Annotated in this window: 23 protein-coding genes and 1 other annotated feature; of the genes, 8 read left to right on the top strand and 15 right to left on the bottom strand. The window is 57.2% G+C overall.

The window, feature by feature from the left end:
* Positions 1–25: 25 nt before the first annotated feature.
* Positions 26–616, bottom strand: a complete 591-nt coding sequence (locus tag RGB73_RS09620) for a TetR/AcrR family transcriptional regulator (RefSeq protein WP_310771323.1) — start codon at positions 614–616, stop codon at positions 26–28.
* A 225-nt stretch (positions 617–841) separates the two neighbouring features.
* Positions 842–2,479 (bottom strand): putative polysaccharide biosynthesis protein, encoded by a 1,638-nt coding sequence (locus RGB73_RS09615; protein ID WP_310771321.1) that lies wholly within the window; start codon positions 2,477–2,479, stop codon positions 842–844.
* A 176-nt stretch (positions 2,480–2,655) separates the two neighbouring features.
* On the opposite strand from RGB73_RS09615, the gene RGB73_RS09610 reads away from it, so the two are divergent.
* Positions 2,656–4,035, top strand: a complete 1,380-nt coding sequence (locus RGB73_RS09610; protein ID WP_310771319.1) for a phenylacetate--CoA ligase family protein — start codon at positions 2,656–2,658, stop codon at positions 4,033–4,035.
* Here the strand turns inward: RGB73_RS09610 and murJ are convergent.
* Positions 4,010–5,536 (bottom strand): murein biosynthesis integral membrane protein MurJ, encoded by a 1,527-nt coding sequence (gene murJ / locus RGB73_RS09605; protein WP_310771317.1) that lies wholly within the window; start codon positions 5,534–5,536, stop codon positions 4,010–4,012. The two genes, RGB73_RS09610 and murJ, sit on opposite strands and share 26 nt — an antisense overlap.
* Positions 5,537–5,705: 169 nt before the next feature.
* Here murJ and RGB73_RS09600 point away from each other — a divergent pair, with 169 nt between their 5' ends.
* Genes RGB73_RS09600 through RGB73_RS09590 form a run of 3 tightly spaced genes read left to right on the top strand, consistent with a single transcriptional unit; the run spans position 5,706 to position 9,410 of the window.
* Complete coding sequence (locus tag RGB73_RS09600) at positions 5,706–6,968, top strand: O-antigen ligase family protein (RefSeq protein ID WP_310771315.1); 1,263 nt, start codon at positions 5,706–5,708, stop codon at positions 6,966–6,968.
* A 5-nt stretch (positions 6,969–6,973) separates the two neighbouring features.
* Positions 6,974–8,602, top strand: a complete 1,629-nt coding sequence (locus RGB73_RS09595; protein WP_310771313.1) for a hypothetical protein — start codon at positions 6,974–6,976, stop codon at positions 8,600–8,602.
* A complete protein-coding gene (locus RGB73_RS09590; RefSeq protein WP_310771311.1) occupies positions 8,595–9,410 on the top strand; it encodes a hypothetical protein in 816 nt (271 codons plus the stop codon). The genes RGB73_RS09595 and RGB73_RS09590 overlap by 8 nt, the downstream gene beginning before the upstream one ends.
* A gap of 48 nt (positions 9,411–9,458) precedes the next feature.
* On the opposite strand, the gene RGB73_RS09585 is transcribed toward RGB73_RS09590, so the two are convergent.
* Both RGB73_RS09585 and RGB73_RS09580 read right to left on the bottom strand, forming a co-directional pair.
* On the bottom strand, positions 9,459–10,610 hold the full coding sequence (locus RGB73_RS09585) for an MFS transporter (RefSeq protein ID WP_310771309.1): 1,152 nt from the start codon (positions 10,608–10,610) through the stop codon (positions 9,459–9,461).
* A gap of 59 nt (positions 10,611–10,669) precedes the next feature.
* Positions 10,670–12,028 carry a glycosyltransferase family 4 protein gene (locus tag RGB73_RS09580; protein WP_310771306.1) on the bottom strand — a complete coding sequence of 453 codons (1,359 nt, stop codon included), beginning with the start codon at positions 12,026–12,028 and terminating at the stop codon, positions 10,670–10,672.
* Positions 12,029–12,156: 128 nt separating this feature from the next.
* Here RGB73_RS09580 and RGB73_RS09575 point away from each other — a divergent pair, with 128 nt between their 5' ends.
* Positions 12,157–13,290 (top strand): glycosyltransferase, encoded by a 1,134-nt coding sequence (locus RGB73_RS09575; RefSeq protein ID WP_310771305.1) that lies wholly within the window; start codon positions 12,157–12,159, stop codon positions 13,288–13,290.
* Between the two features lie 153 nt (positions 13,291–13,443).
* The gene (locus RGB73_RS09570; RefSeq protein ID WP_310771304.1) at positions 13,444–14,271 is read left to right on the top strand and encodes a M55 family metallopeptidase; all 828 of its coding nucleotides are present in this window, start codon (positions 13,444–13,446) and stop codon (positions 14,269–14,271) included.
* A gap of 142 nt (positions 14,272–14,413) precedes the next feature.
* On the opposite strand, the gene RGB73_RS09565 is transcribed toward RGB73_RS09570, so the two are convergent.
* On the bottom strand, positions 14,414–14,614 hold the full coding sequence (locus tag RGB73_RS09565; protein ID WP_310771302.1) for a cold-shock protein: 201 nt from the start codon (positions 14,612–14,614) through the stop codon (positions 14,414–14,416).
* A gap of 136 nt (positions 14,615–14,750) precedes the next feature.
* On the opposite strand from RGB73_RS09565, the gene RGB73_RS09560 reads away from it, so the two are divergent.
* Positions 14,751–14,918, top strand: coding sequence for a hypothetical protein (locus tag RGB73_RS09560; RefSeq protein WP_310771300.1), 168 nt, complete (start codon positions 14,751–14,753; stop codon positions 14,916–14,918).
* A gap of 56 nt (positions 14,919–14,974) precedes the next feature.
* On the opposite strand, the gene RGB73_RS09555 is transcribed toward RGB73_RS09560, so the two are convergent.
* From RGB73_RS09555 to RGB73_RS09540, 4 genes are all read right to left on the bottom strand, one after another.
* Complete coding sequence (locus RGB73_RS09555) at positions 14,975–16,273, bottom strand: nucleotide sugar dehydrogenase (RefSeq protein ID WP_310771299.1); 1,299 nt, start codon at positions 16,271–16,273, stop codon at positions 14,975–14,977.
* Positions 16,274–16,563: 290 nt separating this feature from the next.
* Positions 16,564–16,878, bottom strand: coding sequence for a 2Fe-2S iron-sulfur cluster-binding protein (locus RGB73_RS09550; RefSeq protein WP_310771297.1), 315 nt, complete (start codon positions 16,876–16,878; stop codon positions 16,564–16,566).
* 35 nt (positions 16,879–16,913) lie between these two features.
* Complete coding sequence (locus tag RGB73_RS09545; protein ID WP_310771295.1) at positions 16,914–17,324, bottom strand: DUF350 domain-containing protein; 411 nt, start codon at positions 17,322–17,324, stop codon at positions 16,914–16,916.
* A gap of 16 nt (positions 17,325–17,340) precedes the next feature.
* Entirely contained in the window at positions 17,341–19,698 is a 2,358-nt protein-coding gene (locus RGB73_RS09540) for an endonuclease MutS2 (RefSeq protein ID WP_310771294.1), read from the bottom strand.
* Between the two features lie 212 nt (positions 19,699–19,910).
* On the opposite strand from RGB73_RS09540, the gene RGB73_RS09535 reads away from it, so the two are divergent.
* Positions 19,911–20,285, top strand: coding sequence for a phage holin family protein (locus RGB73_RS09535; protein WP_310771292.1), 375 nt, complete (start codon positions 19,911–19,913; stop codon positions 20,283–20,285).
* A 48-nt stretch (positions 20,286–20,333) separates the two neighbouring features.
* On the opposite strand, the gene larB is transcribed toward RGB73_RS09535, so the two are convergent.
* The 5 genes from larB to pheS form a co-directional block, all read right to left on the bottom strand.
* Positions 20,334–21,080: a nickel pincer cofactor biosynthesis protein LarB gene (gene larB / locus RGB73_RS09530; RefSeq protein ID WP_310771290.1), complete on the bottom strand. Its 747-nt coding sequence runs from the start codon at positions 21,078–21,080 to the stop codon at positions 20,334–20,336.
* Positions 21,073–21,918, bottom strand: coding sequence for an ATP-dependent sacrificial sulfur transferase LarE (gene larE / locus RGB73_RS09525; protein ID WP_310771288.1), 846 nt, complete (start codon positions 21,916–21,918; stop codon positions 21,073–21,075). The genes larB and larE overlap by 8 nt, the downstream gene beginning before the upstream one ends.
* A 66-nt stretch (positions 21,919–21,984) precedes the next feature.
* On the bottom strand, positions 21,985–22,263 hold the full coding sequence (zapA, locus tag RGB73_RS09520; protein WP_310771287.1) for a cell division protein ZapA: 279 nt from the start codon (positions 22,261–22,263) through the stop codon (positions 21,985–21,987).
* 83 nt (positions 22,264–22,346) lie between these two features.
* Positions 22,347–24,770, bottom strand: a complete 2,424-nt coding sequence (pheT, locus tag RGB73_RS09515; RefSeq protein WP_310771285.1) for a phenylalanine--tRNA ligase subunit beta — start codon at positions 24,768–24,770, stop codon at positions 22,347–22,349.
* A 15-nt stretch (positions 24,771–24,785) separates the two neighbouring features.
* Complete coding sequence (gene pheS / locus RGB73_RS09510; protein WP_310771283.1) at positions 24,786–25,820, bottom strand: phenylalanine--tRNA ligase subunit alpha; 1,035 nt, start codon at positions 25,818–25,820, stop codon at positions 24,786–24,788.
* A 51-nt stretch (positions 25,821–25,871) separates the two neighbouring features.
* Positions 25,872–26,150, bottom strand: a binding site (T-box leader).
* Between the last annotated feature and the right edge of the window lie 37 nt (positions 26,151–26,187).

Genomic DNA, 26,187 nt, shown 5'->3' with positions numbered 1-26,187 from the left:
CTCCTTTACCCAAAGGTTTTGGCACTCACTTGCACTCCGAGCGTTGTTTTGCTCCCAGCAAACCGTGCAGGACGAAATCGGCGATGCCTTCCTCGATGTTTTCCAACGGCACTTTCTCCAAAGTGAATTCGTCCTGCAGCTTTTCGAAGTTGAGAATAAACCAGATCGCGCTGGTGATACCCAATTCATAAATGATGATTTGCATAGGAGACACATCTTCGTTCGAAAACTTGTTCAACAGGTTTTCCATATACTTTCCTTGCGTGTAAAGCTGCTCCCAGAACATCCGTGCAAGCTCTGGATGGTAGGGAGATTCCCGAAACAGGATATTGAAGTTGTCCAGATTGCTGCGAATCAAGTCTACTCTCGCCCGGATCAGATCCCGCAACAGCTCGGGAGACGATTGCCCGGCCATTTCGACCTCGACATGGGTGGAGGGTGTGACACAGGCCAGGAAAATCTCCTTCTTGCCTGTAAAATGTTTATAAAGCGCTGCGTCCGTCACTCCCACGCGCCTGGCAATTTCAGCGGTGGTCGTTGCGTTGTACCCCCGCTCGGCAAACAGGGCACGTGCCTCCCGGATGATTTTTTCTTTCGTCCCTACTTGATGCTGCAACGGAATCACTCTCTTTATGTTTGGTTAGTGAATGCTTACTAACTACTTTGTACACCCGTTTCCCCCGCCGTTCAACCCGCGCATTTTCCCTCCAAAGCATAGATTCTCCTGCAGTGGAAAATCCATTCATCCCGAATGCCCATGCCTGCAAAAAAAGGGCATCCCCTCGCTTTGGCGAAGGAACACCCTTTTCTCCACAGAGCAGATTTTGCATGATAGGCGGCACTACGGTACTTTGGATTGCGCTTCTTTTTTGCGGAGCGCGTTCATCAAAGCGCGCAGCTTTGCCCCTCCCGGCAGCCAATCCAGCTCCTTGTCCTCGATCAGCGGGACGACCAAGAGGAGACCCAGGTAGACGATCAAGCCCACCCCGACTCCGATCACCGTCTCCACCGCGCCGAGCAAGCGCAGCTTTTCTTTGCCGGCGAGCACGAAGGAGGTCGCTTCCGTAGCTCCCCAAGCAAGCAGCAGCATCAGGTTGGCGACGAGCAGCGGATACAGCGTATCGAAGCGCCAATGGATCGGCACGGTGATCAGACGATTGATCGTCCGCATGTTGAGGATGCAGACAAACGCTGTCGCGCACAGCCAGGACAGGGAAAGCCCGTCCATTCCGAACAGCGAAGTGAACACCAGCGTTGCAGCTACTTTGACCAGAACGCCGTAGAGCAAGTGCAGCGCCGGAATCTTCTCCTTGCCGATCCCCTGCAAAATACCGTTCGTCGCAAGCAAGAGCGACAGAGGAATGGCGCTGACCCCGAGTATGGCCATGGCACGCGTGCCCTCCACATCTCCGTAGAGAGCGAGGTTTGCCCCCTCGGCAACTGCAGTCAGTCCGAGGCCGGCCGGCAAGCCGATCAGCCAGGCGAAGCGCAGAGACAGCTTGGTCAACGTCGTGACGCGCTCCCCGTCCGCCTGTCTCTTCGCCTCCGCGATGGCAGGCACGATCGACAGCGCAATCGACGACCCGAACAGGCTCGCCATTTGCAAGAGCGGTCCCCCGCGGCTATAGATCCCGAACCACGTATCCGCCGTCAGTCCATCGACATTCCAAATATAGCGGAAAATATTAATGGCGAGAAACGAATCGGTCAGGCTGAAAATCGGAATGACCAGCGCACTGACGCAGATGGGCCAGGCGATCCGCCACATCGACGCGAAAAACGCGCGGTCGTACCACCAGTCGAGCCGGTTCCATTTCGCTTCCGAAAAGATGGTGTTCTTGCGATTGTGCAGCCACATAAGCAAGGTGAGGAAGCCGAGGCTCAAAAACGTGCTGATCATCGTCCCGAAGTTGACCCCGGTGATGACCGAGTCCGTATCTTCCCCCAGCGATACGAGGTAGAGCGAAGCCACCAGAATAAACACGACCCGCAGCGTCTGCTCGACAATTTGGGAGAGTCCTACGTAGATCATCTTTTGGTAGCCGTAAAAGAAACCGCGTATGACGGCGATCAAGGGGACGAACAGCAACGACAAGGAAATCGCGCGGATCGGCCGGGTCAAGTGAGGGTTCCCCATCAGACCGGCGATCAAAGGCGATGTGACGTACAGAATCGCGAAAAGGACGAGGCCGATGCCTCCCATCATCACCATGCTGCGCGCCAAAATCTGCCCTACCGAGCCCCTCTTGCCCTCAGCCAGCGCTTCGGCAATGACCCGTGACAAAGCGACGGGTACTCCCGCTGTGGCCAAGATCAAAAAGGTCAGGTAGAGAGGATAGACTTCCTGGTAGAGACCAAGACCGTTGTCCCCCACTATTTCCTGCAGAGGGATGCGGTAAAACATCCCGATCACTTTGGACAAGATTCCCGCAATCGCTAGTATCAAAGCGCCTGCGAGAAAATGACTTTTTTTCAACATGGGAAACTCCTTTAATCGTAAGGGGGTGCTCCCCCGAATCGGCATGAACCCATTCTCTATCCTACTATAATTACCCTTTCCGGCAAACAGGTATAACGATGGAATTTGGCAGGAATACTGATGAAACACAGATAGGAGCGACTTCTTCGAATCGTCTGCCACAAACAGGAGGGGTAATGATGGCCGTAACCGGTTTTTTGATCCGTCACGTGCATTGGCCGCTGATGGAACGATTGAAAGAAAATCGCACCCGCCACTATATGCGGGACTTGCAGCAGGCGCAGGGGCTGCCCGCCGATCAGCTGCTGCTCCGACAAAGGCAGAAGCTGGGGCGCTTGCTTGCGCATGCGGTGCGCCACGTGCCGGCATACGCGTCTTTGGCAGCGGAGTGGGACAGAGGCGACACAGCCCCTGAACGCTTCTTGCAGCGCATCCCTGTCTTGGACAAAACGCATTTCCGTCTGCATGCGGACGATTATTTGGCGAAAGGAACCCCTTTGTCCAAGCTGATCGGCAACCGTACAGGCGGCTCCACCGGAGAACCGACCCGTTTTTACCTCGACCGCCCATCCGTGGAGCGGTACGAGGCTGCCCGCTTTTTGGGACTGTCCTGGCACGGCATCCGCATCGGCGATCCGTGCGTGATGATCTGGGGCTCTCCGCTGGAGCTGAATCAGCAGCAGGAGCGAAAATACCGCTGGAAGGAACGCTGGCTGAAAAACCGGCTGCTCCTCTCGGCCTATGAGCTGGACGAGCGCCGGCTGGAGACGCAGCTGACCCTGATCCGCCGCTTTCGACCTGCCTATTTGTACGGCTACGCTTCCGCCCTCCACACGCTGGCGGAGATGATGCTGAAGCGCGGCTGGACGATCGAGATTCCGCTTAGAGGGGTCGTATCGACAGCAGAAAGCCTGCACGAGCATCAGCGGCAAAAGATCGCGGCGGCGTTTCAGGCACCCGTCATCAACGAATACGGAGCCCGCGACGGCGGAATCATCGCCTATCAATGTCCGGAAGGGAGAATGCACGCCTTCACCGAGAATTGCTACCTGGAGGTCGTCGATCCGATCACCAAGCTGCCGCTCTATCCGGGTGAGTCCGGCGCGCTGCTCGTCACGGACCTGCACAATACGGTGATGCCGCGGCTGCGCTACCAGCTGGGCGACGTGGCCGCCCTCTCGGGGGAAGCGTGCTCCTGCGGCATCGGCTATCCGCTCCTGGCCGCGATTGACGGGAGAGAAGACGACATGTTTGTCTCCCTGAGCGGACAGTACGTGCACGGTCACTATTTCAACCATATCGTCCGCAACATGGAGAGCTTTCGCACCTTTCAGATCATCCAGCACCAGCCGCACAGCCTCAGCCTCAAGCTGGTGAAGGAGCCGGGGCGCTTTCGCCGCTCCGATGAGGATCGCCTGCTGGCAGGCATCCGCACGGCTCTGGGAGAGGTCAGCGTACAGGTAGCGTACGTCGACCACATTCCCCCTACCAGCTCCGGCAAGATTCGCTATGCGATCCGCGAGTGTCCGCTTACGAGCGTCCAGCCGATGGAGTAGCGCGCCTGCGCACTTTTTGCAGCAGCTCGGAGACGAGCGGCTCCCGCATCAGCGCCATCGCGGCTACGTACAGAATCGCCCCGCCGGCGATGCCGAGCGAAAGGTACATCCAGAGCGGCAATAGAGACAGCCATGGATCTGCAATCCAAATGGCGCCGCCCATGATCAGGCTGGCCAGCAGCGTCTTCGCCAGTGTCTTGAGGAAGCCTCCCCGAACCGGTCTGCCGACTGCCCGCCAAAGCCATGCAAAGAGCAGGACAGCCTGACTGAGGGCGGATAAGGCGTTGGCAAGGGCTATTCCCCCATGTCCCATCCGCGGAATCAAGAGCCAGTTGGCAAGCGCGTACACCCCGATCCCGATCGCTCCGATGACGACCGGGGTACGCGTATTTTCCAGCGCATAGAAAGCGCGGGTGAGCAAATCGCGGGCGGCCAGGAAGTAAAGGCCCAGCGCGTAGAACGGCAGTGCCCAGGCGGTCAGGGCGACCGATTCCTCACCGAAGGCGCCCCGTTGAAAAGCGGCCCGCACGACTGGCTCGGCGTACAGGGCAAGGCCGACCGTCACGGGGACGAGCAAAATGAGCAAATACGCCAGGCCCTTTTGCAAGATCTGTTTCATTTCGTTCATCTCGCCGCGCTTCACGTGACTTGCCAGCAGCGGGAAGAGCGGCAAGGTGAACGCTCCTACGAAAATCGCCATCGGGATCTGCACGATCTGGTTGGCGCTGGCCAGAGCCGAGATGACGCCGGTTCCGACCCCTTCCGCGAATCCGCGCTCCAGGAAGGTCGTCGCTTGAGCGACTACGGCGCCGATCAGAATCGGTACGACCCGCTCCCCCATCCCTTTCAAGGCGTCGTCTTCGCGCCAGGCGAACGACAAGCGGTGCCCGTAGCCAAACCGGCGCAAAGTCGGGAGCATCGTCAGCATCGCGGCCAGGTAACCGAGGGTGGTCGCGATCGCGAGGCCATTCGGGCCATAGACCGGTACCAGCACATACATGCTGGCGATGACCACCGCGCCGTTTGCCACCGTACCGAACGTCGGCGTAAAGAAATGCTGATGCGAGTTGCATATGCTCGACCACAGTCCGGTCAGACCGATGAAAATGGCAGATGGCCACATCCAGCGCAGCATCTCAGCCGTCAGCTCCAGCTTGGCCCCTGTCACACCGAACATCGCCGCCAGCTGTGTCGAGAAGACGACTCCCAGTCCGGCCATCACGGCGAAGACGACGAGGATGATCGTCAGCATTTTATGGTAGAGCTCGTTTGTGCGCTGGCTCTTTTCCATCAATCCGCGCATGGTCGGAATGAGAATCGCGTTCACGGCCCCCGGCACGACCAGGAACAGCGTCAGCGGAATTGTGGACGCGATGTTGAAGGCGTCGGACTCCATTCCGGTACCGTACAGGCTGTTCAGGTAAACGCTGCGGAAGAAGCCCAGCAGCCTGCCGACCAGCGTCAGCACGACAATCATTGAAGCGGTTTTCAGCAAACTCATGTACGTATCTCCTATCCCTCGTAAACGACAAATGCTTGGCAAATACCTTGTTTATCATATCTTATTTCTACCGATCCTACCAAGCTCTTTCCCGCCAACTTGCGGTGAGCATGGCGGATTCATTATAATAGACGGGTTAATCCCTGCGTGTAGGAGGACTACAATTAAAATGAGAGAAACCGTGTTGAAGTGGGGAAGCCAGTCAACCACGTGGTTGTATTTGCTTTTGGCCTATCCTGTCATCGATTTTGTGTTGCGGAAAATTCTACCGATTCCTGTCGTTTCGTCTTTTTGGGATGAGGCCCTGCTCCTGATCCTGCTAGGCTTCACGTTCTTTGCCTTCATCTCGGGCACACGGACGATGCCTGCGATCAAGCATCTTTTGGTCGCGTTTCTGGTCCTCGGCATCGCTCTGACCGTGACCGACATGAGCAACTGGGACGCGAGCGTCGAAGGCTTCCGCTCCGTCTACCAGTACATCCTTGCCTTCTTGATGGGCTTCTATCTCCTTCAGTCAATGGAGCAGCTGGACAGGCTCATGAAAGTCCTGGCGCTCGTCGGCTTTTTAGCGGCGCTCGTCGGTGTAGCGCAGGTCGTCCTGGGCGTGAAGACCCCGGAATCGTGGGTGCAGGAGGGCGAGGCAGTCACGACGCGCGCCTTTTCCTTCGTGACCAGCCCGAACGTGCTCGGCAGCTACATGGCCTTGATCGCCCCGGTAGCAGCGGGCCTGTTTATGAAAGCGAAGTCCCTCAAGGAAAAAGGGCTGTGGGCGATCGTGACCGTGGTGACAATCCTCGCCATGTTGTTGACCGGGTCGCGCGGCGCCTGGTTTGCGCTTGCCTTTTCCGTATTCATTTGCTGTTACATTTGGAAGAGAAAGGTTGCTCTCTTTCTAGTGCTCATCGGGATTATTGGCGCAGTCGTGCTCTACTTCGTTCCAGAAACGGTTCCGGTAGTCGGCAAGATCAGCAATCGAATATTCACCCTGTTCACGAAAGACTATTTTGAGTCGAGCATGAACGGCGGACGCCTGGGCCGTTGGGGCGAAGCCTATGACAAAATGCGTGTAGAGCCGCTGTTCGGCGTCGGCCTCGGCCACCATGGCGGAGCGGTAGCGTCCCGGCACTTCGGTACGATTTACTCGGACAGCTACTTCTTTAAAAGCCTGGCGGAATACGGTCTGATTGGAATCATCATGCTGCTCGGACTGGTCGGACAGATGCTGCGCTACGCGATCAAAGCGATTCGCGGCATGACCGGATCGCCGTATTTCTTCCCGCTGCTGGGCCTGTTCGGCGGATTGTTCGCCGTCGCCCTGCACAACCTTGTTGAAAACATTTTCGAGGTGCCGTTCATGGCCCTTTACTTCTGGTTGTTCGGCGGTTTTCTTTGCGCGCTGTACGTCGATCAGAAACAAACGAAAAGGTGGTGAATCCCATGCGACGCAATCCTATTCTCACTACGATCGGCTGGGCGCTGTACGCCATTGCCCTGCTGCTCATCTATCATTTGCTTGTCAAACCCGCATTTCTCGACTTGACCTGGATCGCTCTCGTGGTGTTTCTCCCCCTGCTCTGGTTTTGCTACTGGGTTGTTCGTCCCGAAGAGCGCCGGCAAGTCCTCGTTTTTACGGTCGGCATCTTGCTCCTCGACCGCGCTCTGCCGCGCGTCGACGTGAAGACGACGTCCGCTCTGCTGATCGGGGGTGCTGTCGCGATCCTCGTCGTCGCCTTGCTTGCGAAGTGGTACGGAAAACTGAACTGGAAAGCAGTCGGCTCGCTCGTCATCGTGGCGCTGCTCGCCAACGTCACCTTCAACCGCGATACGCTCGCGGCGCTCAGCCACTTCACCGTGAAATACGAGTCTGACCGCCTGTACAACGGCCAGTGGGTCGATTACTTCCCCATGACGTTGTTCGATGTCGACGGAGACGGCAAGCAGGAGATCATCACGTACGGAAATGCAGAGGAGCTTCCCTTGCCGGAGGAACCGGCGAAGAAGCCGGAAACCGAACAGGAGAAAAAGGAGCTGGCTGACAAGCTGCTGCATCTGCAGGCTGAGCCTGTCGCCCTCTACGTCTTGACCTGGAAGGACGGGAAGATGGTCCGGATGCCAAACGACCAGATTTCGCCTGAAACCATGGCACTCCTCAAGGAGAAAATGCCGTCCGACTACCCTGGATTCCCTTACTATACGATGAAGGACGGCCAGCTGGTGCCAAATGTACAGCGGCAATCGTACGCGGAAGGCATGATGCAGATCGGCACCGCGCCATACCGCGCGTTCATGCTGGACATGGCCAACATCGCGAATCAACTCCAGGAAAACGGCGGCAGCATGGATGTCCGCCATGAACTGGGAAGCAAGTATAAAGATTTGCACATCAAAGACGGCGTGCTCACCGGAACGTACGACGGCAAGCCGTTTAGCGGCACGACCAAGGCGACCAAGCTGGTCACGACCATGATGCTGCCGGACGGGCAGGAAGGCCTACTGATCATGGGTGAGCACCTGAGCGTCATGGAAGTGCAGCCGGATGGCACGCTGAAGGAAGCCTACACGCTGACCCGCAAGGAAGCGGAGCTGGCGACGGCCGAATTCATCCCGGCGGACATCGATCACGACAACGCAGACGAGCTGCTCATCGCCGGCAAGCCTTCCTACATCCTGAAGCCCAAGCCGGATGGCACGTGGGACATTTTGTGGGCGAGCGCCGAGGGCGACCAAAGCTTCCGCTTCTCCAACTTCGCTGCGGTGGGAAGTGGCCAGCCTGAGATCATCGCCAAGGCGAAAAGCTGGGTCAGCACCACGGACAGCCGCTACTTGAGCGGATACGATTACACTCCGGACGGGCTGTCGCAAAACTGGCGCATCTACTTGCCGCTGATCAACGTGCAGGTAGGCGACATCGACGGCGACAAGCAGAACGAAATCGTCGCGACGATCTACAATACCCATCGGGTGCTCGTATTCAAAAAACACAACATCCCTGTCCTCCCGCTCACGATCGTCTTGTTTGTCGGACTCTTGGGATATGGCGTAGTAAGGAGGGTTCGTCATGCGTAAATTTTCGAAAGCGGCGGCGCTCGTGGCTGGCATTTGCGCAGCGGCATTGCTCGGCGGATGCACCTACGAGTCCGGTCCGAAATCTTTCGCCTCCACGAACTTTGGGACGAAGCCGGAGGAAACCAGCACGCCCCAGACGGAGTCAGGTGCCGAGTGGCTGAAAACCGCGCTGGAAAAGGCAAAGACCGACACCAAGGCCCAATCGTACTGGTACAAGGGCCATGTGAAGAACATGATCCTCTCCCGCTCGACGACCAGCATGTTCAACGGCGCGGTGGTGAACGGCAAGGGCTACAACGTGGACGCGCGCATCGCGGCCCAGCCTTACCAGTACTACCGCATCGACGACAAGCGCTACATCCGGGCGAACGACTACTGGCTGACAGCCAAGGAAGATCCGCTGGCCTTCGACGTCCTGGCCGGCTTTGACGACTGGCTGCCGTTCATGGACGCTGCCGTGCAGCTCCCTGACGACAAAGTCTACGGAACGGTATGCGTCCCCTTCCAGCTGAAAATGACCGGAGCGCAATGGATGAAGACGAGCAAGAGCCCCTTGCTCGACCCGCTGAAGCAGCAGCTCGGCAGCCGTCCCGATCTGGACTACATCCTGAGCGAATCCACGATCAAGACGACGTTCTGGATCGGCAAGGAAGACCGCCTCATTCACCAGTACGAGACGTGGATCATTCTGCCTCTGCCGGAAGCCGGAACGATGGACCAGCAAGTGCTGTTCCAGATGTACAAGTACGGCGATCCGGGCATCGAGATCAAGGACCCGCACGAGGTCGAGAAGTACCTGCTTTATTAAAGAATACTCCCGCTCATGCGGCCGATAAAAAAGAGAGCTGACGAATGGTCAGCTCTCTTTTTTCATTCCCAGCGACCTGCTGAGAGTCAGGCTGTAAATACAGGCCACCAGCGAAAATGCCGCCATCGCCATGTACAACGCCGCTCCCCCGAACTGCTGGAATACCCATCCGCCTGCGATCGAGCCGATGATCCCGGAAATGCCGAAAAACAGCACTGCCAGCACCGTTTGACCGGTCGCTTTCCACTCTTCGGGGATGATCCGGTACAAATACTGGATCGTCGCTGTATAGAAGATGACGAAGGTCACGCCTTGCGTGAGTTGAAGATAGACAACCCACTCGGCGGAAGGGGCAAGCGCGCACAACAGATAACGGATCGTGTACAGCGCTGTCGCCCATCCTATCAGTTTGATCTCGCTCCACCTTTGCAAGATGCGGGCGCTGAGCGCAAAGAACGCCACTTCGCTGATCGCCGCCAGAAACCACGCCTGGCCGACCGCACCCGTGCTGCCTCCTAGGCTCTGAACGAAGACGCCGAGAAAGCTGTCGTTGGTCCGGTGCGGCGTGGCCGCAATGAGCACCAGCAAAAAGAAACGCAGCGTCTTTGGATAGAGGAAGAACTGTTTCAGCTCCTGCAAAGACAAGGCTTTGCTGCTCGCGGGAGCATCCGCGACAACGAGCGCGCAGGCGAACGCCAGCAGGCCGTAGCCCAGGAAGAGCCACGCCAGCCTGTCCATCCCCAGCTGGTCGACCGTCCACCCGATGTACAGGGACGCGGTGGCGTACCCGACAGCCCCGAACGTGCGGATCGAGCCGAAGCTGATCCCGCGCTGCTCGGCGATGCGGTAGTTCAGGCTTTCTGTCAAAGGATCTGTCGGCAGCAGGAAAAAGTACATGGCCGCTACCAGCAGAAAGAGCAGAGAAAAATGCATGGTCGTAAAGAGCAGCATCCCGACAGCGATCGACGCGCCAAGCGTAAGCAAAATGATTCGCTTGATCGTCTTGTATCTGTCGCTGACCATCCCCCAAAACGGCTGAGACAGGATTCCGACAAAGGATCCGACGCCGATCATCATCCCGATCTCTCCCGGGGAAACGTTGCGATGGGTCAGATACACGGGCAAAAACGAGATGAAAATCGACAAGAGCGAAAAATAAAAAAAGTTGTAGGCTCGAAGGCTATGTAACCCTAGCTTCACTTGGAACTCTCCCCGTCCCGTTTAAAATCCCCCGCAACCTCTGGCTGCGGGGGTGTCTCTCAGGCTTCTTCCAGCAAATCGTCCATGAGCGCCGCCAGTTGACGAGCCTGTTCGCGCCGCTCGTACGGCTTGACCCGTTCGGCGAAGTCTTCCCCGCGTTCGGCCTGGCCTCCGCTTCCCTGGTGTTTCCACTCCTGGTAGAGCTGCAAGTACGCCTGCTTGATCGCTTCTTTATCCTCCGGATCCGCTACTCGTCCCAATCGGAATTTCTCGATGATTTCCGTCGCTTCCCCCGCCTTGTTCAATGCGAGGATCGGCTTGCCGATGCCCATATATTCGTACAGCTTGCCCGGAATGTAGGCACCCGCGTCCGAAGAGACGTCGCCGATCAGGAGCAGCGCGTCCGCCCCTTTCATGAGACCCAGCGCTTCCTTGTGCGGCAAGTTGCCCAACACCCGTACGATACTCCCGAGTCCCAGCTCCTCGACACAGTCGCGGTTTTCGGAATAGCCCGGATAATCGAACACTCCCGCAAAGCTGAGCTGCACATCGGCCGGATCGACCTGCCCCGCGTCGATCAGCTCGCGGATGGCGCGCAGGAGCAAGCGCGGATTGCGCTTTTGATACAAAATGCCGGCGTATACCGCATGGAACTTGCCAGCTGCCGTGTGGCCCGGCGTCAATCCTTCGAAATCCGCCTGATCGAAGCCGTTGTAGATCAGCTCGAGACGTTTGATTCGCTCCCCGTGCTTGCTGCGGAAGTTTTGGGCAAACGTCGCGGTGACAGTCGTAATGGCGTCAGCCTCCAGCATGACGTCGGCCTCCATGCGCTCTTCCATGCGCTCCCGCCAAGCGATGCCCGAGGTGTGCATGTTTTGCGTCCACGGATCGCGGAAGTCGGCTACCCATTTGCACGCAAATTCGCCGGCAAGCTTGCGTGCGACGAGATGATTGGTCACGGGGCCGGATGTGGAAAAGATGACATCGATCTTTTCTTTCTCCATGATTTCCCGACCCAGCTTGACTGCGTTTGGCAGCCACAGGATCTGGTCGTCGGGAATCAGCAGGTACGGCTTTGCCTTTTTCAGCAAGGAGACGACCTGTTTTTTCAATACCGTCTTCACCGATGTTCGGGACGGTTGCCCACTTTCCGCCGAGGTCCCTGAAGCGGAAGCCGCTGCGGCCCCTCTATTGGGAAGTAGCTTCCATTCCTTTGCCCGATGAATTTTCACCCCGGGCGGCAGCTGAGCCAACAGCGACGGGTCCAATGTCGCATGGTAGGCAGGCTCGACTGTCAGCACATGGACATTCCAGCCGAACTCCCCCAAATATTTGGCCATTTTCAATGGTCTCGGGACCCCGCCGCCGCCGATGGGCGGAAAGATGTAGCATATGATCAGCACATTGTGGTCATTCATGTTTGCAACCGTCCTTGTCCTATTCATTCTCCATCATACACGATACCATAAGTGCTGTCTTATTGCGAATCTATCAGCCATCTGATATAGTGAAAATGGCTTTCTTACTACGATTCGGGTGAAATTAGATGAGCAAATTACGAGTCCTCCACGTCATCGGCGGGGGGGAATTTGGCGGTGCGGAACAACATATACTCAATTTGGTTTCCACGTTTTCCAAGGAAGATGTGGAGGCCGCGGTCGTTTGTTTTTACGACTCCCTCTTCGCCAGCAAGCTGAGGGAAGCCGGAATCACGGTCTACGCGCTGAACCAATTCGGACGATTCGACCTTCGTTTGCTGCGCGCGCTGCGCGATACGTTTCATGCTTTTGATCCTGCCATCATCCATACGCACGGCGTCAAGGCCAATTTCTTTTCCCGACTGGCGTCCCGCGGCATGGGCGTTCCTTTGCTTACGACCGTCCACAGCTCTCTGCGCTACGACTACGCCTCACCGCTCGCCTACGCCATCGTCAGCCTGATGGAACGAGGCACGCGGCATTGGAATCGGCACTACATCGCCATCAGCGAAGCGCTGGCCGCCATTCTTCGCGAGCAAGGCGTTCCCGCTCGGGACATCAGCGTCATTTACAACGGGATGGACTTGTCTCCATACCGTCAGTCCGCGACGCGTGCGGCGGATCGCGCAAGGCTTCGCGCCGAGTGGGGCATTGCAGAGGACGCTTTTTTATTTGGCACTGTAGCGAGATTCGTCCCGGTAAAAGGGCTGCCCGTCCTGGTGGATGCGTTCGCCGAATTGGTGCAAGGCATGCAGACGCCTCCATCCCTTGTTCTCGTAGGGGATGGGCCGGAGCGGGCCCGGTTGGAGCAACAGGTGCGCGAGCGCGGTCTGGAAGCCCTCGTCCGGTTTGCAGGCTTCCGTCAGGACATTCCCGCTTGCTTGAACGCCTGCGATGCTTTCGTCCACTCTTCCTTTTATGAGGGGCTCGGCTACACGATCATCGAGGCCATGGCGTCCGAAGTGCCGGTCGTCGCCAGCAATGTCGGAGGAGTCAAGGAATTCGTCTTTGATGAACAGACCGGCCTTGTCGTCGATCCTGGCGATCACGCCGCTCTGTCCAAGGCCATGGCTCGCCTGCAGCAATCGGCCGACCTGCGCCAATCCATGGTCAAGCAGGCAGTGGAGAAGGTCGAGAGCTCCTTCACCATTGAGGAGATGACCAAACAAATCGTTTCCCTGTACCGGCAGCTTTTGGGTTAGGACTCATTCGCTCCGCGGGTCTTCAAAAAGCACGACGCGCAAGCCAAGGCGCAGCCGTGCTTTTTTTGATCTCCTGGTTGCCACGGGCAGGACAATCTGGTTACATAGAACTGAGGAAACGTTTTGAATCGTTCGTGAAAGGATGAAACCAAGATGAAAGTATTTCTTTCCGTCGACATGGAAGGGATCTCTGGCATTGTCGACAACACCTATATCAATCCCGATGCCGGCGTCAATTACCAGCGCGGCCGCCAGTTCATGACAGACGATGCAAACGCCGTCATCGAAGCCGCGATCGAAGCGGGGGCTACGGAAATTCTCGTGGCGGACAGCCACAACACGATGAACAACATCCTGTGGGAGTCGCTGCATCCAAAAGCGCAGCTGCTGGCCGGATCTCCCCGTGATTGCTCGATGGTTCACGGTCTGGACGACAGCTTTGACGCGGCGCTGTTCATCGGCTATCATACCCGCCAAGGCGTTCCCGGCGTACTCAGCCACACGATGTCCGGCGTGATCCGCAACTTGACGATCAACGGCCGCCTCGTCGGCGAATTCGGCTTCAATGCGATCTATGCCGGCTTGTACCACGTCCCCGTCGTCATGGTGTCCGGAGACGATCTCGTCGCCAAGGAAGCCCGGGAGCTGGTCCCGGATATCGCCACTGCCGTCGTCAAAAAGGCCGTCTCCCGCACCGCCGCACACTGTCTGTCTCGCGGAGAAGCCACGGCAGAGCTGAAAAAGCAGACGAAGCTCGCCTTGTCCAAAGCCAAGCAAATCGCCCCGGTGCAAACGGCCATGCCGCTGGAAATGGGCATCCAGTTCTCTCATACCGGCCAGGCGGAAATGGCAGCCATCGTGCCAGGAAGCCGCTACGAGACCGAGACCGGCACCGTCTACTACACGGCCCATGATCCGCACGACATGTACAAAACCATGCGGGCCATGCTCAACCTGGCCTCTGAGGCCGAATTTTTCTGATCCCGTCACCCTAAAAAACGGATGGAGCAAGAGCTTGAGGCTCTACTCCATCCGTTTTTGATTGGTGCGTCTGGCTATGCCCTGCTTTCATCCCTCTAAAAAAACCAGACTCCGTCACTCGAGTCTATCGCTTTTGGCATGGCTACACTTTTGTTACATTGGTCGCTTGGGGACCTCGTTGGCCATTTTCAACATCGAACGTGACCTCCTGCCCCTCATCCAGCGTCTTGTACCCTTCTCCCTGAATTGCGGAAAAGTGGACAAACACGTCCTCTCCGCCTTCGCGCTCGATAAATCCAAAGCCTTTTTCACTGTTAAACCATTTGACTCTACCGCGTTCCATTTTTGCCTCCTAGCATGTAACCGTTACATGGAATTAAATTTTGTCTTACCCGTTTATCTTTACCACCCGGCCAGCAATCTATACGGCATGGCCCGCCAGAATCTGGACATGATACGTGTGTGGGGGTGAACGAATCATGACTGACCGCCAGGAAAAAGGGGCGCAGCCGTTGAACAACGCTGTGCAAAACAACAGGAAAGCTGCCAGCCAGGAGAAGGAGATCGAGATTCGCCAGCAGTTTCAAATGTTTCCGACACCCGATGAAACATTCGCAGCCAAAGAGATAACGGAATTGAAGGATTGAGCCCAAAAGGAAAAGACCTCCGGAGACGTCGTGTCTTCGAGGTCTTTTCGTTGTCATTAGATTCGCATCACAGTCGCGTGGCTGTCCAGGCCTTTTGGAATGCGGTTTTTCGTATCGAACAAGATTGGAGAAGCCGCCATTTGGCTGGCGATCGCTGCCCAATCGGCTTCGGCAAATTCTTTTTGCACCGCAGTCAACATCAGGGCATCCGCGCCTCGAACCGCTTCCTCGAGACTGTCCACTTTATGTTCATAACGAGTCGGTACAGCCGGGTCATACGAACGTACATCGACTCCTTTTGCTTGCAGGAGCTTGATCACATCGCTTACCGGACTGACACGGTCGTCATTGGAGAAGTCTTTCATCGCCAGTCCAAGCACGGCCACGCGGCTTCCTGCCAGCGATTTGCCTTTTTCCTTCAAGGCTTGCTCCAGCATGCCGATCAATACTTCCGGCACGGAATCGTTGATCATCCGGGCTTGCTGCAGCAGCGGCAGAGCCACTTCCAGCTCTCTGGCCTTTGGCTGGAGGTAATACAGCGCGTTTGGCAGACAGAAGCCGCCTACGCCCGGTCCCGGGGTCAAAAGGTTCACGCGCGTATGCGTGTTGGCCACCTTGATCAGCTCGAACGTATCGATGCCGAACGCCTCGGCAAAGCGGGCGAACTCCTGCACCATCGCAATATTGACATCTCGTTGAATATTTTCAATGACTTTTGCGGTCTCCACCACGCGAATATCCGAGATCGTCACTTCAGTCTCGCTGATGACGGAGAGCAGTTCTTTCCCTTTTTCAGCGCTTTTCTCATTGATTCCGCCCAAAACGAGCGGCATGTGGATGAACTCTTCGAAGGCTCGTCCTTCTGCAATGCGCTCGGAGCAGTAGGTCAGGTAAAAATCGGTGCCGGCGACAAGGCCGCTCGCCTCTTCCAGGATCGGCAAAATTACTTCCTCGGTTGTACCAGGAACGACGGTGCTGCGGATCATCACGGTGTCGCCTTTTTTCAGGACGCTGCCGAGCGTCTGCGCACAGTTTTTCAACGGACCAAGATCCGGGTCACCGTTGTGGACTGGCAATCCTGCTGTCACGATGTAATGATTTACCTCTGCCGCCGCTTCGGCGTACGAAGTCGTCGCGCGGAATCGTCCGGCGTCGATCTGCTCGCGAAGAATCTGCGCCAGCGTTTTCCCCTGGTACGACTCCAGATGATGCGAATGCCCCGCATTGATCTCATCGACGACGCGCGGCACAATGTCCACGCCGACCACATTCGCTCCTTTCATGGCGTAGGTAAGCGCCAGTGGCAGGCCGACAAACCCCAATCCCACAACAGCTACGCGTACAGGCTGAGTCATTGTGTATCTCCTCTTTCAACGTTCTCTGAGTCTAAACCGCTTGAATGGTTCTACGCGGCTCCTTGCCAATTGGTTACAGCTACGACAGATAGTAAATGCCTGCCGCGACAAATATCACGCACAATCCGATGAGGATCTTGTACAGCGTTTCCAAGGCTGGCTCCCCCCGTGGAATCGATTCTCAGCTGGCCTGGCAGCATCGCCTACCAGCCGGTTCACACAAGGAGCTGATGCTGCACGCCGCCAAAGCCTAATTATACTCTCGAATCCGCTCACGTTCAATGTCGGTTTCACCGTGGATCATCCAGATAAACGCGGATCGGGCCCTTTACATACACCTGGCAAGCCAGACGGTACCCGCTTGCGATCGCTTCCCTTCCCAGCCGGTACTGCTCCGTTTCGGAAGGCGCTTCGGCCGAGCCCTCCGGAATGTCCATCCGCTGGCGACAGGTCGTGCACTTCCCTGTCGTGCAAAAAAACTCGACTGGCATGTTTGCCCGCACCAGCCCCATCAACAGGTTTTCGCCTGACTTCAGGGGCACGTCGGTCTGCACGTCTCCTTGCACCACTGTCACTACGAACTCCTTGCTCTCGGATTGCTCCACGTTTCTTCCCCCCACGCCTCTCCAGAATGGTCGAACTAGCGGGTCAAGCTCGCGCCGATAATATAGGAAAAACCGATGGACAACACCATGGCCGTAAATCCGATCGCCCGGTTGTCCTTGGCGATTTCATCGTCGATGTTGTAGCTGGGCGTCATAAACTCGAAAATGAAGTAACTGACCAGAAGCAGAAAAAATCCGAACGAAGCGCCGATGAGCGCTTGCCCCATGGAAGCGTGCTCCTGGATCGAGTAACGGAAAATGTTGGCAATCCCGAAAATTTTCCCTCCGGTCGCCATGGCTACCGACAGATTCCCCTTTTTCAGCTCGTTCCAGACTTGGTAGCGGGTCACCAATTCAAAAATGGATAGGAACAGGATCATCATCAGCCCTGTCACGGTAAAATAAGCAGCCGTAGCAAAATATTGATTGTGCAGCAGGCTCCCCATGGTGTCCCCTCCCGTTTTATTTCAGTTCGGCAATGGTGGCACCCACTCCGCCTTCTCCTTGGCCACCCAGGCGGAATGATTTCACGTTGCGGTGATTGCGCAAATACTCGTGTACACCCTTGCGCAGCACGCCCGTTCCGTGGCCGTGGATGATCGATACCGAATGCAGGCCGGCCAACAGCGCGTCATCGAGGAACTGCTCGATTTCGCGAATTCCGTCCTCCACGTTGTAGCCGCGCAAATCAAGATCCATCTTGATATTGTCGCTCCTGCGCTTGACCGAGGTGTACGGGGCAGCCTGCGGCTTTTGCTGGACGGAGTTCTGGACGTGCATGTCCTCGCGCTTCACTTTCATTTTCATAATCCCGATCTGCACGAGGAATTCGTCGTTCCCGACCTTCTCCAGAACCGTACCTTTTTGCCCGAAGGTCGTCACCATCACCTCGTCGCCCACTTTGATCTGCGTGGCGCGCACAGCTTTGGCCGGTTTCTTCACCTTTTCCTTTTCCAGCTCCAGCACGGCGTTGCCCAGGCGTTTCTTCGCATCGATCAGACGGTGTTCCTTGATCTCGACGCCCTCCGCCATCATTTCACGCAGTTCGCGGATGATCGTCTCCGCCTCTTCCTTGGCGAGCTGAACCGCGATGCGGGCTTCGTCCTCCGCCTTCTCCATCCGTTTGTTCTTTTCTTCCGCGAAGCGGGCCTTCTCTTCTTCCAGCTCACGGCGCAGCTCCTCTGCTTCCCTGCGCAATGCCTCTGCCTTCTGCCGCTCTGCTTCGGCGGTCTTGCGGTTGCGCTCGAGTGAAGCGATCATGCTCTCCACCTGGTTGTCTTCGTCGCTGATCGAGCCGCGCGCTGCTTCGATGATGTGCTCGGGCAGCCCAAGCCGTCTCGCGATGGCAAACGCATTGGAGCGTCCCGGCACGCCGATCAGGAGTCGATACGTCGGCCGCAGCGTCTCTACGTCGAACTCGACGCTCGCATTGATGACTTCCGGTCTGTCGTACGCATATGCCTTGAGCTCGCTGTAGTGGGTCGTTGCGACCAGCCTTGCCCCCGACGCAAGCACATGGTCGATAATCGACATCGCCAGCGCCGCCCCCTCGGTAGGGTCGGTCCCTGCTCCCAGCTCGTCGAACAGCACCAGACTTTTTTCATCCATCGACTCCAGGATATGAATAATGTTGGTCATGTGGCTGGAAAATGTGGAGAGGCTCTGTTCGATTGACTGTTCATCCCCGATGTCGGCAAAAACGGAGGAAAAGACGGTCATTTCACTCTCTTCCTCGGCTGGGATGTGCAGGCCCGCCATCGTCATCAGGGAGAGCAGGCCGATGGTTTTCAACGACACCGTCTTCCCGCCCGTGTTCGGACCGGTAACGACAATGGCCTGATACTCGCCGCCGAGCTCCACGTTGACCGGGACGACGACATCGCGTGGAATCAGCGGATGCCGCGCCTTTTTCAAATGCAGGTAGCCGCGATCATTGAGCTTCGGGCAGACAGCCTTCATGCTCCAGGCCAGCTGCGCCTTGGCGAACATGAAATCCAGCTCTGTCAGCGCGTCGATGTTTTCCACCAGCGCTTCTACCGCAAATGCGACCTGCTCCGTCAGCACGTACAAGATCCGCTCGATCTCGCGCTCCTCCCGAAGGCGCAGCTCGCGGAGCTTGTTGTTCATCGAGACGATGACCTCCGGCTCGATGAACAGCGTCGCGCCCGATGCGGATTGGTCGTGGACGATCCCGCCGAACACATGGCGGTACTCTTGCTTGACCGGAATTACGAAACGATCGCCGCGGATCGTCACGATATTTTCCATCAGCATTTTTTGGTAAGACGAAGAGCGGGTCATTTGATCCAGCTTTTCCCGTATTCTCGCTTCCAGCTGCCTGATTTCCTGGCGGACCTGGCGCAGCTCGACGCTCGCGCCATCCAATATCTCGCCGCCTTCATCCACGCAGCGGCGAATTTCCATTTCCAGCTCACGCAAGCCCTCGATCCGCTCCACCTGCCCCTGCAGCAACGGCAGCTCATGGTCGTCGCACATGTCGAGCAGGAAATGCTTGAGCTTGCGGCCTGCCGAGACAGTGCTGGCGATGTCCAAAAGCTCGAGAGGGGCGAGCATGGCATTGAGGCGTGCGCGTTGGACGGCGCCGCGAATATCGCGTATACCTCCCAGCGGCACGCTCCCTTTCAAGCGGAGCACGGTGGCGGCTTCAGCCGTTCCCTTCTGGGCGGCGCTGACCTCCTCGATGCGCCAAAACGGATGCAGCTGCGCGGCTTTTTCTTTTCCATATGTGCAGGTCGCCTTCTCTACCAAAAGGGCGACGATTTTGTCGAATTCCAATGTCTTCAATACCCGTGGTTCCACTTAGATCCTCCTTACCTTTCCTCCGTCGGCTCACACGCGCTTTCAGCCAATAAGCGGCAGGGAGCGACGGTCGAACTGCGCGGGGCCATACGATCTATCCATTATATCATGCCAGGCGTTCCAAGGATAATTTTACACGCCCTTCTCTGGCATAGTTCGACACCTAATTAGCCAGAATGAAAATGAAACAATTTAAAAAGGAGGAGTACACCTTGACGATCATGCGCCATATTGTTCGCTTTATCGTCGCTGCCGTAGTCCTGATGTTTGTCGGGTTCTTGGTTCCCGGTTTTTCCGTAAGCAGCTTTTGGACAGCGCTCTTGGCCGCTGTTGTCATTGCCCTCTTGGGTTGGGTCATCGAAGCGATGTTCGGCGATCGCATTTCGCCATACAACCGCGGGATTGTCGGATTCATCGTAAGCGCCGTCGTCATCTACCTGACCCAGTTTGTCGTACACGGTTTCCGCGTCACGATTCTGGGTGCCCTCCTTGCTTCCCTGGTCATCGGGATCATCGACCTGTTCATTCCGATCAAGACGCATATGGATATGCGCAACGGCGATGCGGGAAACAAGCAAGAGACGTAGCACAGGAAGAAAAAGGGCTGTCCTCATTGGACAGCCCCTTCTGTTTTTCTACGCTTGCATCTGCCTGTGGATCATCCCGGCCATGTACCCTGCTCCGAAGCCATTGTCGATATTGACGACGGCCACTCCCGTCGCACAGGAGTTGATCATGGTCAGCAAGGCGGACATCCCGCCAAAATTGGCCCCGTACCCCACACTGGTCGGGACGGCAATGACCGGTTTGTCAACCAGGCCGGCTACCACGCTGGCAAGAGCCCCCTCCATGCCCGCCACACAGACGATGGCCGCTGCGCCCCTGATTTCCTCCAGACGGTCGAACAGGCGATGGATTCCGGCTACGCCGACATCCGCAATCACACGGGCCTCGCTTCCGAAGCAACGGATGGTCCACGCCGCTTCCATGGCCACTCCCCAGTCGGAGGTGCCGGCTGCCACCACAGCGACGTAGCCGTCACGTACAGGCTCCAGCGGTTTTCTGCTGGATATGAGCAGGCGGGCTTCCTGTTCGTACCGGACGTCCGGCCAGCGCTCCAGCACCCGCTGCGCTTGCTCCTCACTAACGCGGGTCACCAATACGAGCTCCTGATGCTCCCGCAGCCGTTCCATGATCCCGATCAGCTGCTCGATCCGCTTGCCCGCTCCGTAAACCACTTCGGGGAAGCCGGTCCTGCGGGCACGATCCAGGTCGAGCGTGGCGTAATCCAGCTTGCCGGCTCCCTGCAAGAGCTCGCTCGCCTGTTCGACGCTGAGGCGTCCTGCCTGCACCTCGCGCAAAATCGCTTGTACGTCAGCCATGCTGCTTCTTCACGTCTCCTCCCAGCACCGCGTTCATGCTGCCTGTCTGATAGCCAAACAAATCCAGGGTCACGTAGGAAAAACCGATCTCCCTCAGCGTCCGGTTGATCTGGTCATGCTGGGACAGCAGTCTGCCGAAGTCGTCCGGACTGATTTCGATGCGAGCGATGGTATCGTGATGGCGCACCCTCACCTGGTGAAAGCCCAGGCTGAGCAGGTAGCCTTCCGCTCTGTCGATCTGATCGATTTTTTCCAGCGTGATTTGCGAGCCGTACGGGATCCGGGAAGAAAGGCAGGCAAACGACGGCTTGTTCCACGTCGGAAGCCCCATTTCCTTCGAGAGCGCGCGGATCTCTTCCTTGTAAAAGCCTGCCTCCTGAAGCGGACTCCTCACGCCCCGCTGTGCGGCTGCCACACGTCCGGGCCGGTAGTCACCCCGGTCATCCATGTTGGCGCCGTCGCAAATGACAGCGTGCCACTCGTTTTCCTCCGCCATCCGCCCGAGATGCTCATACAGCCCGTCTTTGCAAAAAAAGCAACGGTTTACGGGGTTGGAGACGAAATTCGGATTTTCCATTTCTCGAATCTCCGTTGTGACGAACCGCGCCCCGAGCTGCTTCGCAAGCTGTTTGGCTGCTTCAAACTCGCGGGTGGGAAATGTCTCGGATGCGGCAGTGACAGCGATCGCCGCATCTCCCAGCTCTTGCACGGCCCTTGCCAACAGGAAGGTGCTGTCGACACCGCCGGAGAATGCGATCAAGGCCGTTCCCATGCCGCGCAAAATCTGTCCGAGTTTTTCGTTTTTTACGCCGATTGACTCCGTGACAGGCAGACTCATCTCTTCTTCCCCCTCGTCCAAGCTCTTTTTCACCAATGTGAAAAGAGAGGCAAGAAGCCCCTCTTTTTACGAATCTATTTCTTTGCTATTTGCATCTTCCTGAAGGATTTTCAGCAGCTCTTCGTACTCCTGGCGCAAGCGGAAGTATTCATCCGCTATGTTGACAGCAGAAAGTACGGCGATTTTGGCCGTGTCCAAACGATGGTTGCCGTTCGCGATTTCGTTCATCTTGTCATCAACGAAACCGGCCACCATGCGTATGTGATTGACACTTGCCTTTCCACTGAGCCGGTATTGTTGGCCGAAGATATCCACCGTCAAACGATTTTTCCCATCACCTTGCACGAGGGGTTCCTCCCTACTGCGACCTTTGCTCTACTTGTATCCTTTTTAGGTTACTGAAAATGTCAGATTTCGTCAAGCCATGCTTACATGCGCAGTTCAGCGCCTGTGCTGGATTTCAGCGCTTCGACTACCGCGCCGGTCACCTGCTGGATCTCTTCGTCCTGCAGTGTCCGCTCGGAGTGGCGCAGCACGAGAGCGAAAGCCATGCTCTTCTTGTCCTCGGCGATCCGCTCTCCGGTGTACACGTCAAACAGGGTGAGCGATTCGAGCAGATCTCCCGCAGCTTCGCGGATTGCAGCTTCCAGAGCGGCTGCCGGCACGGCCCGGTCTACGACGAGAGCAAGGTCGCGTGTCACCGCCGGGAATTTCGGCAGCGGAGTGTAGAAGCCCACATTCGCCGCGGACTCCACTAGTTTCTCCACATCCATCTGGAATACGTACGTTTCGTTCAGATCGTACGCTTTTTCCGTTCCCGGGTGGATTTGGCCCACATATCCGAGTCGGCGATCCTGCGACCACAGTTCTGCAGTGCGGCCCGGATGCATGCCGGCGAGATCGGAGACGGCCTTGTATTGCACGTCCGTGATACCCAGGCGCGCCAGAAGGGACTCGACGACTCCTTTTGCCTGGTAAAAGTCAACCGGCTGGCGCGCACCCATCCAGTTTTGCGGCACCCATTGGCCCGTCAAGGCCCCGGCTACATACAGCCGCTCATCCGGCAGCTGGGTCAGTTTTTCTTCCGTGCTGAGGAATACGCGTCCCAATTCGAAAAGCGCGACATCATGGTTCTGCCTGTTTTTGTTGTAGGCGATCGTCTCCAGCAGGCTCGGGATCAAGCTGGTGCGCAGCACGCTTCGCTCTTCGCTCATCGGCATGAGCAGAGGGATCGGATGCACGTTTTCGGTATGCAGGCCTGCTGCGTCAGCCACACGATCCGGATGCACCAGCGCATAGGAGATCGCTTCGTTCATTCCGAGGCCGATCAGGTGGCGGCGGATGGTCCGGCGCAGCTTTTGCACAGGGGTCAGGCTGCCCTGGGTGGTCGTCCCAGCCGGCAAGCTGGTCGGAATATTGTCGTAGCCGTACAGGCGAGCGACTTCCTCGACCAGATCTTCCGGCAAGGTAATGTCTCCCCGGCGGGTCGGCACCGTGACGGTCCAGCGGTCACCCGCCACTTCATACGGGAACTTGAGGCGGTCAAAGAGCGGCGACACATCGGATGCCACGAGGGACGTACCGAGGTGCTGATTGATTTTTTCCAGACTGATGCTGACCGCTGCCGGTTTGGCCTCCGTCACGACGGCAGACGCGATGCCTTTGGAGACGGTAGCGCCGGAGAGCTGCTGAATCAGAGCAGCTGCGCGCTCTCCCGCTTCCTGGACGCGCAGCTGGTCGACTCCTTTTTCCCAACGCACGCAGCCTTCCGTGCGCATGCCCAGCGTGCGGGCTGTCCGGCGCACGGTTTTTGGCGTGAACCAGGCTGCTTCGAGGATGATCTCGCTTGTGTCGCCGGTAATCTCGGAATTGGCGCCGCCCATGACTCCGGCAATCGCCAGGCCTTTGGTCGTGTCGGCGATCAGCAGCGTCTGGGAGTCCAGCGTGCGCTCCTGGTCGTCCAGGGTCACCAGCTTTTCGCCTTCCTGCGCCATGCGGACGACAATGGAGCGATCCGCTACCTGTTTCGCGTCGAATGCATGCAGCGGCTGGCCGTATTCGAGCAGGACGTAGTTGGTGACATCCACCACGTTGTTGATCGGGCGGATTCCCGCCGCCATCAGGCGGTTTTTCATCCATTGCGGGGAGCTCGCGATCTTGGCTCCTGTGAAGTGGCGGCCATGGTACTGATAGCACGCTTCCGTCGCTTCGATCTTGACGCTGAGCGGATTTGCGCCGCCGTCTTCTTGCAGCTCGATTTGCGGGAGCACGACTTCCTTGCCCAAAATCGCAGCGACTTCATAAGCGACCCCGATCATGCTCAGGCAGTCGGAACGGTTCGGCGTAAGACCGAGCTCCAGCACGTAGTCGTCCATGCCGAGGTAGCTGGCGGCGTCCATCCCGATCTCCGCTTCCTCCGGCAATACCATGATGCCTTCTTGCTGGTCCTTCGCCAGCAGCTTGTCATTGAGACCCAGCTCCTTGGCCGAGCAAATCATGCCTTGGGATTCCACGCCGCGCAGCTTGGAACGCTTGATGGTCAGGCCCCCGGGCAGCTTGGCCCCGACGAGCGCCACCGGCACCTTTTGCCCTTTGTCCACGTTTGGCGCCCCGCAGACGATCTGGAGGTCTTCGCCTTGTCCCGCATCCACGATGCAGACGTTCAGCCGATCCGCATCCGGGTGCTTGCTCCGCTCTTTTACATAGCCGATCACGACACCGGATACGCCGGCGTTGCGCGACTCTACCGCATCCACCTCTACTCCGCTGCGAGTCAGCTTTTCTGCCAGCTCATGAGGCGTGCAGTCACTCAGATCGACGTATTCCGCTAACCATTGGTACGATACCTTCATCTTTGCCTCTCCTCTCTACTCTCGATTGAACTGACGCAGGAAACGAACGTCGTTGGTATAAAAATGGCGAATGTCTTCTACCCCGTATTTCAGCATGGCGATCCGTTCCACGCCCATCCCGAACGCGAAGCCGCTCACTTCCTGCGGATCGTATCCGGCCATCTCCAATACGCGTGGATGCACCATCCCGGACCCCAAAATCTCGATCCAGCCTGTATGCTTGCAAACGCGGCAGCCATGGCCGCCGCAGTTGAAGCACTGCAGATCGACCTCCGCACTCGGCTCGGTGAACGGGAAGAAGCTCGGGCGCAGGCGGATTTGTTGGTTTTCTCCGAACATTTGGCGGGCAAACGTCAGCAGGATCCCTTTCAGGTCGCTCATGCCGATGCCTTTGTCCACCACCAGGCCTTCAATCTGCGTGAACTGGTGGGAGTGGGTCGCATCGTCATCATCGCGGCGGTACACTTTCCCCGGACAGATGATCTTCACAGGGGTTTTGCCTTCTTTTTTCAGCATGGTGCGCGCCTGTACCGGTGAGGTGTGGGTGCGCAGCAAGATTTCATCGGTGACGTAAAACGTGTCCTGCATGTCGCGTGCCGGGTGATCCTTCGGCAGGTTGAGCATTTCGAAGTTGAAGTGGTCCATCTCCACTTCCGGTCCTTCCGCCACCTCGAAGCCCAGACCTACGAAAATGTCCTCGATCTCTTCAATGATGCGGGAGAGCGGGTGCATGCTTCCGGATGGCAGCGGACGGCCCGGCAGTGTGACGTCCACCGTCTGCGACGACAGCTTCGCGTTCAATGCCGCTTCCTCCAGCGCTTGCTGCTTGCTCGCAAAGGCCGCCTCCAGGGCTCCCCTGACTTCGTTGACCAGCTGTCCGACCAGCGGGCGCTCTTCTGCCGACAGGCTTCCCATGCCGCGCAAAAGCTCTGTCAGCTCTCCCTTTTTGCCCAAGTACTTCACGCGCAATTCCTGGAGTTGTGCGGATTCCGTGACCTGGCCGATCTGGCCGAGCGCGGACTCTTTCATCTCTTGCAACCGAGTTTGCACTTCATATCGCTCCTTTATTGTTCATTGGGAAAAAAAGAAAAACCCGCCCCCAAAAGGGACGAGTTGCTTTTTTTCTCGCGGTACCACCCTTGTTAGACAAACCACCCTCCGGCAAGTCCGAAACGACTGCCGAACAGCGTGACTTTTGTCTCACTTAAGACCACTGCTAACGGGAGTGACCCGGCGTACTCCTACTGCGTAAAAATACGGTTCAGAGCGCGGCTTTGGAGTGAATTCGGCAGCTATTGCAGTAAAGGTGCTTTCAGTCTGCGGCACCTTCTCCCTGGAAACGAATAGGTCCTGCGTACTAGTCTCCATCATCGCTTTACGTTATAATTAGACGTAGGAAAATTATAGCGCAACACAG

Source organism: Brevibacillus brevis (assembly GCF_031583145.1).
GTDB classification, from domain to species: Bacteria; Bacillota; Bacilli; order Brevibacillales; family Brevibacillaceae; genus Brevibacillus; species Brevibacillus brevis_E.
This window is presented reverse-complemented; position numbering and strand designations above follow the sequence as displayed.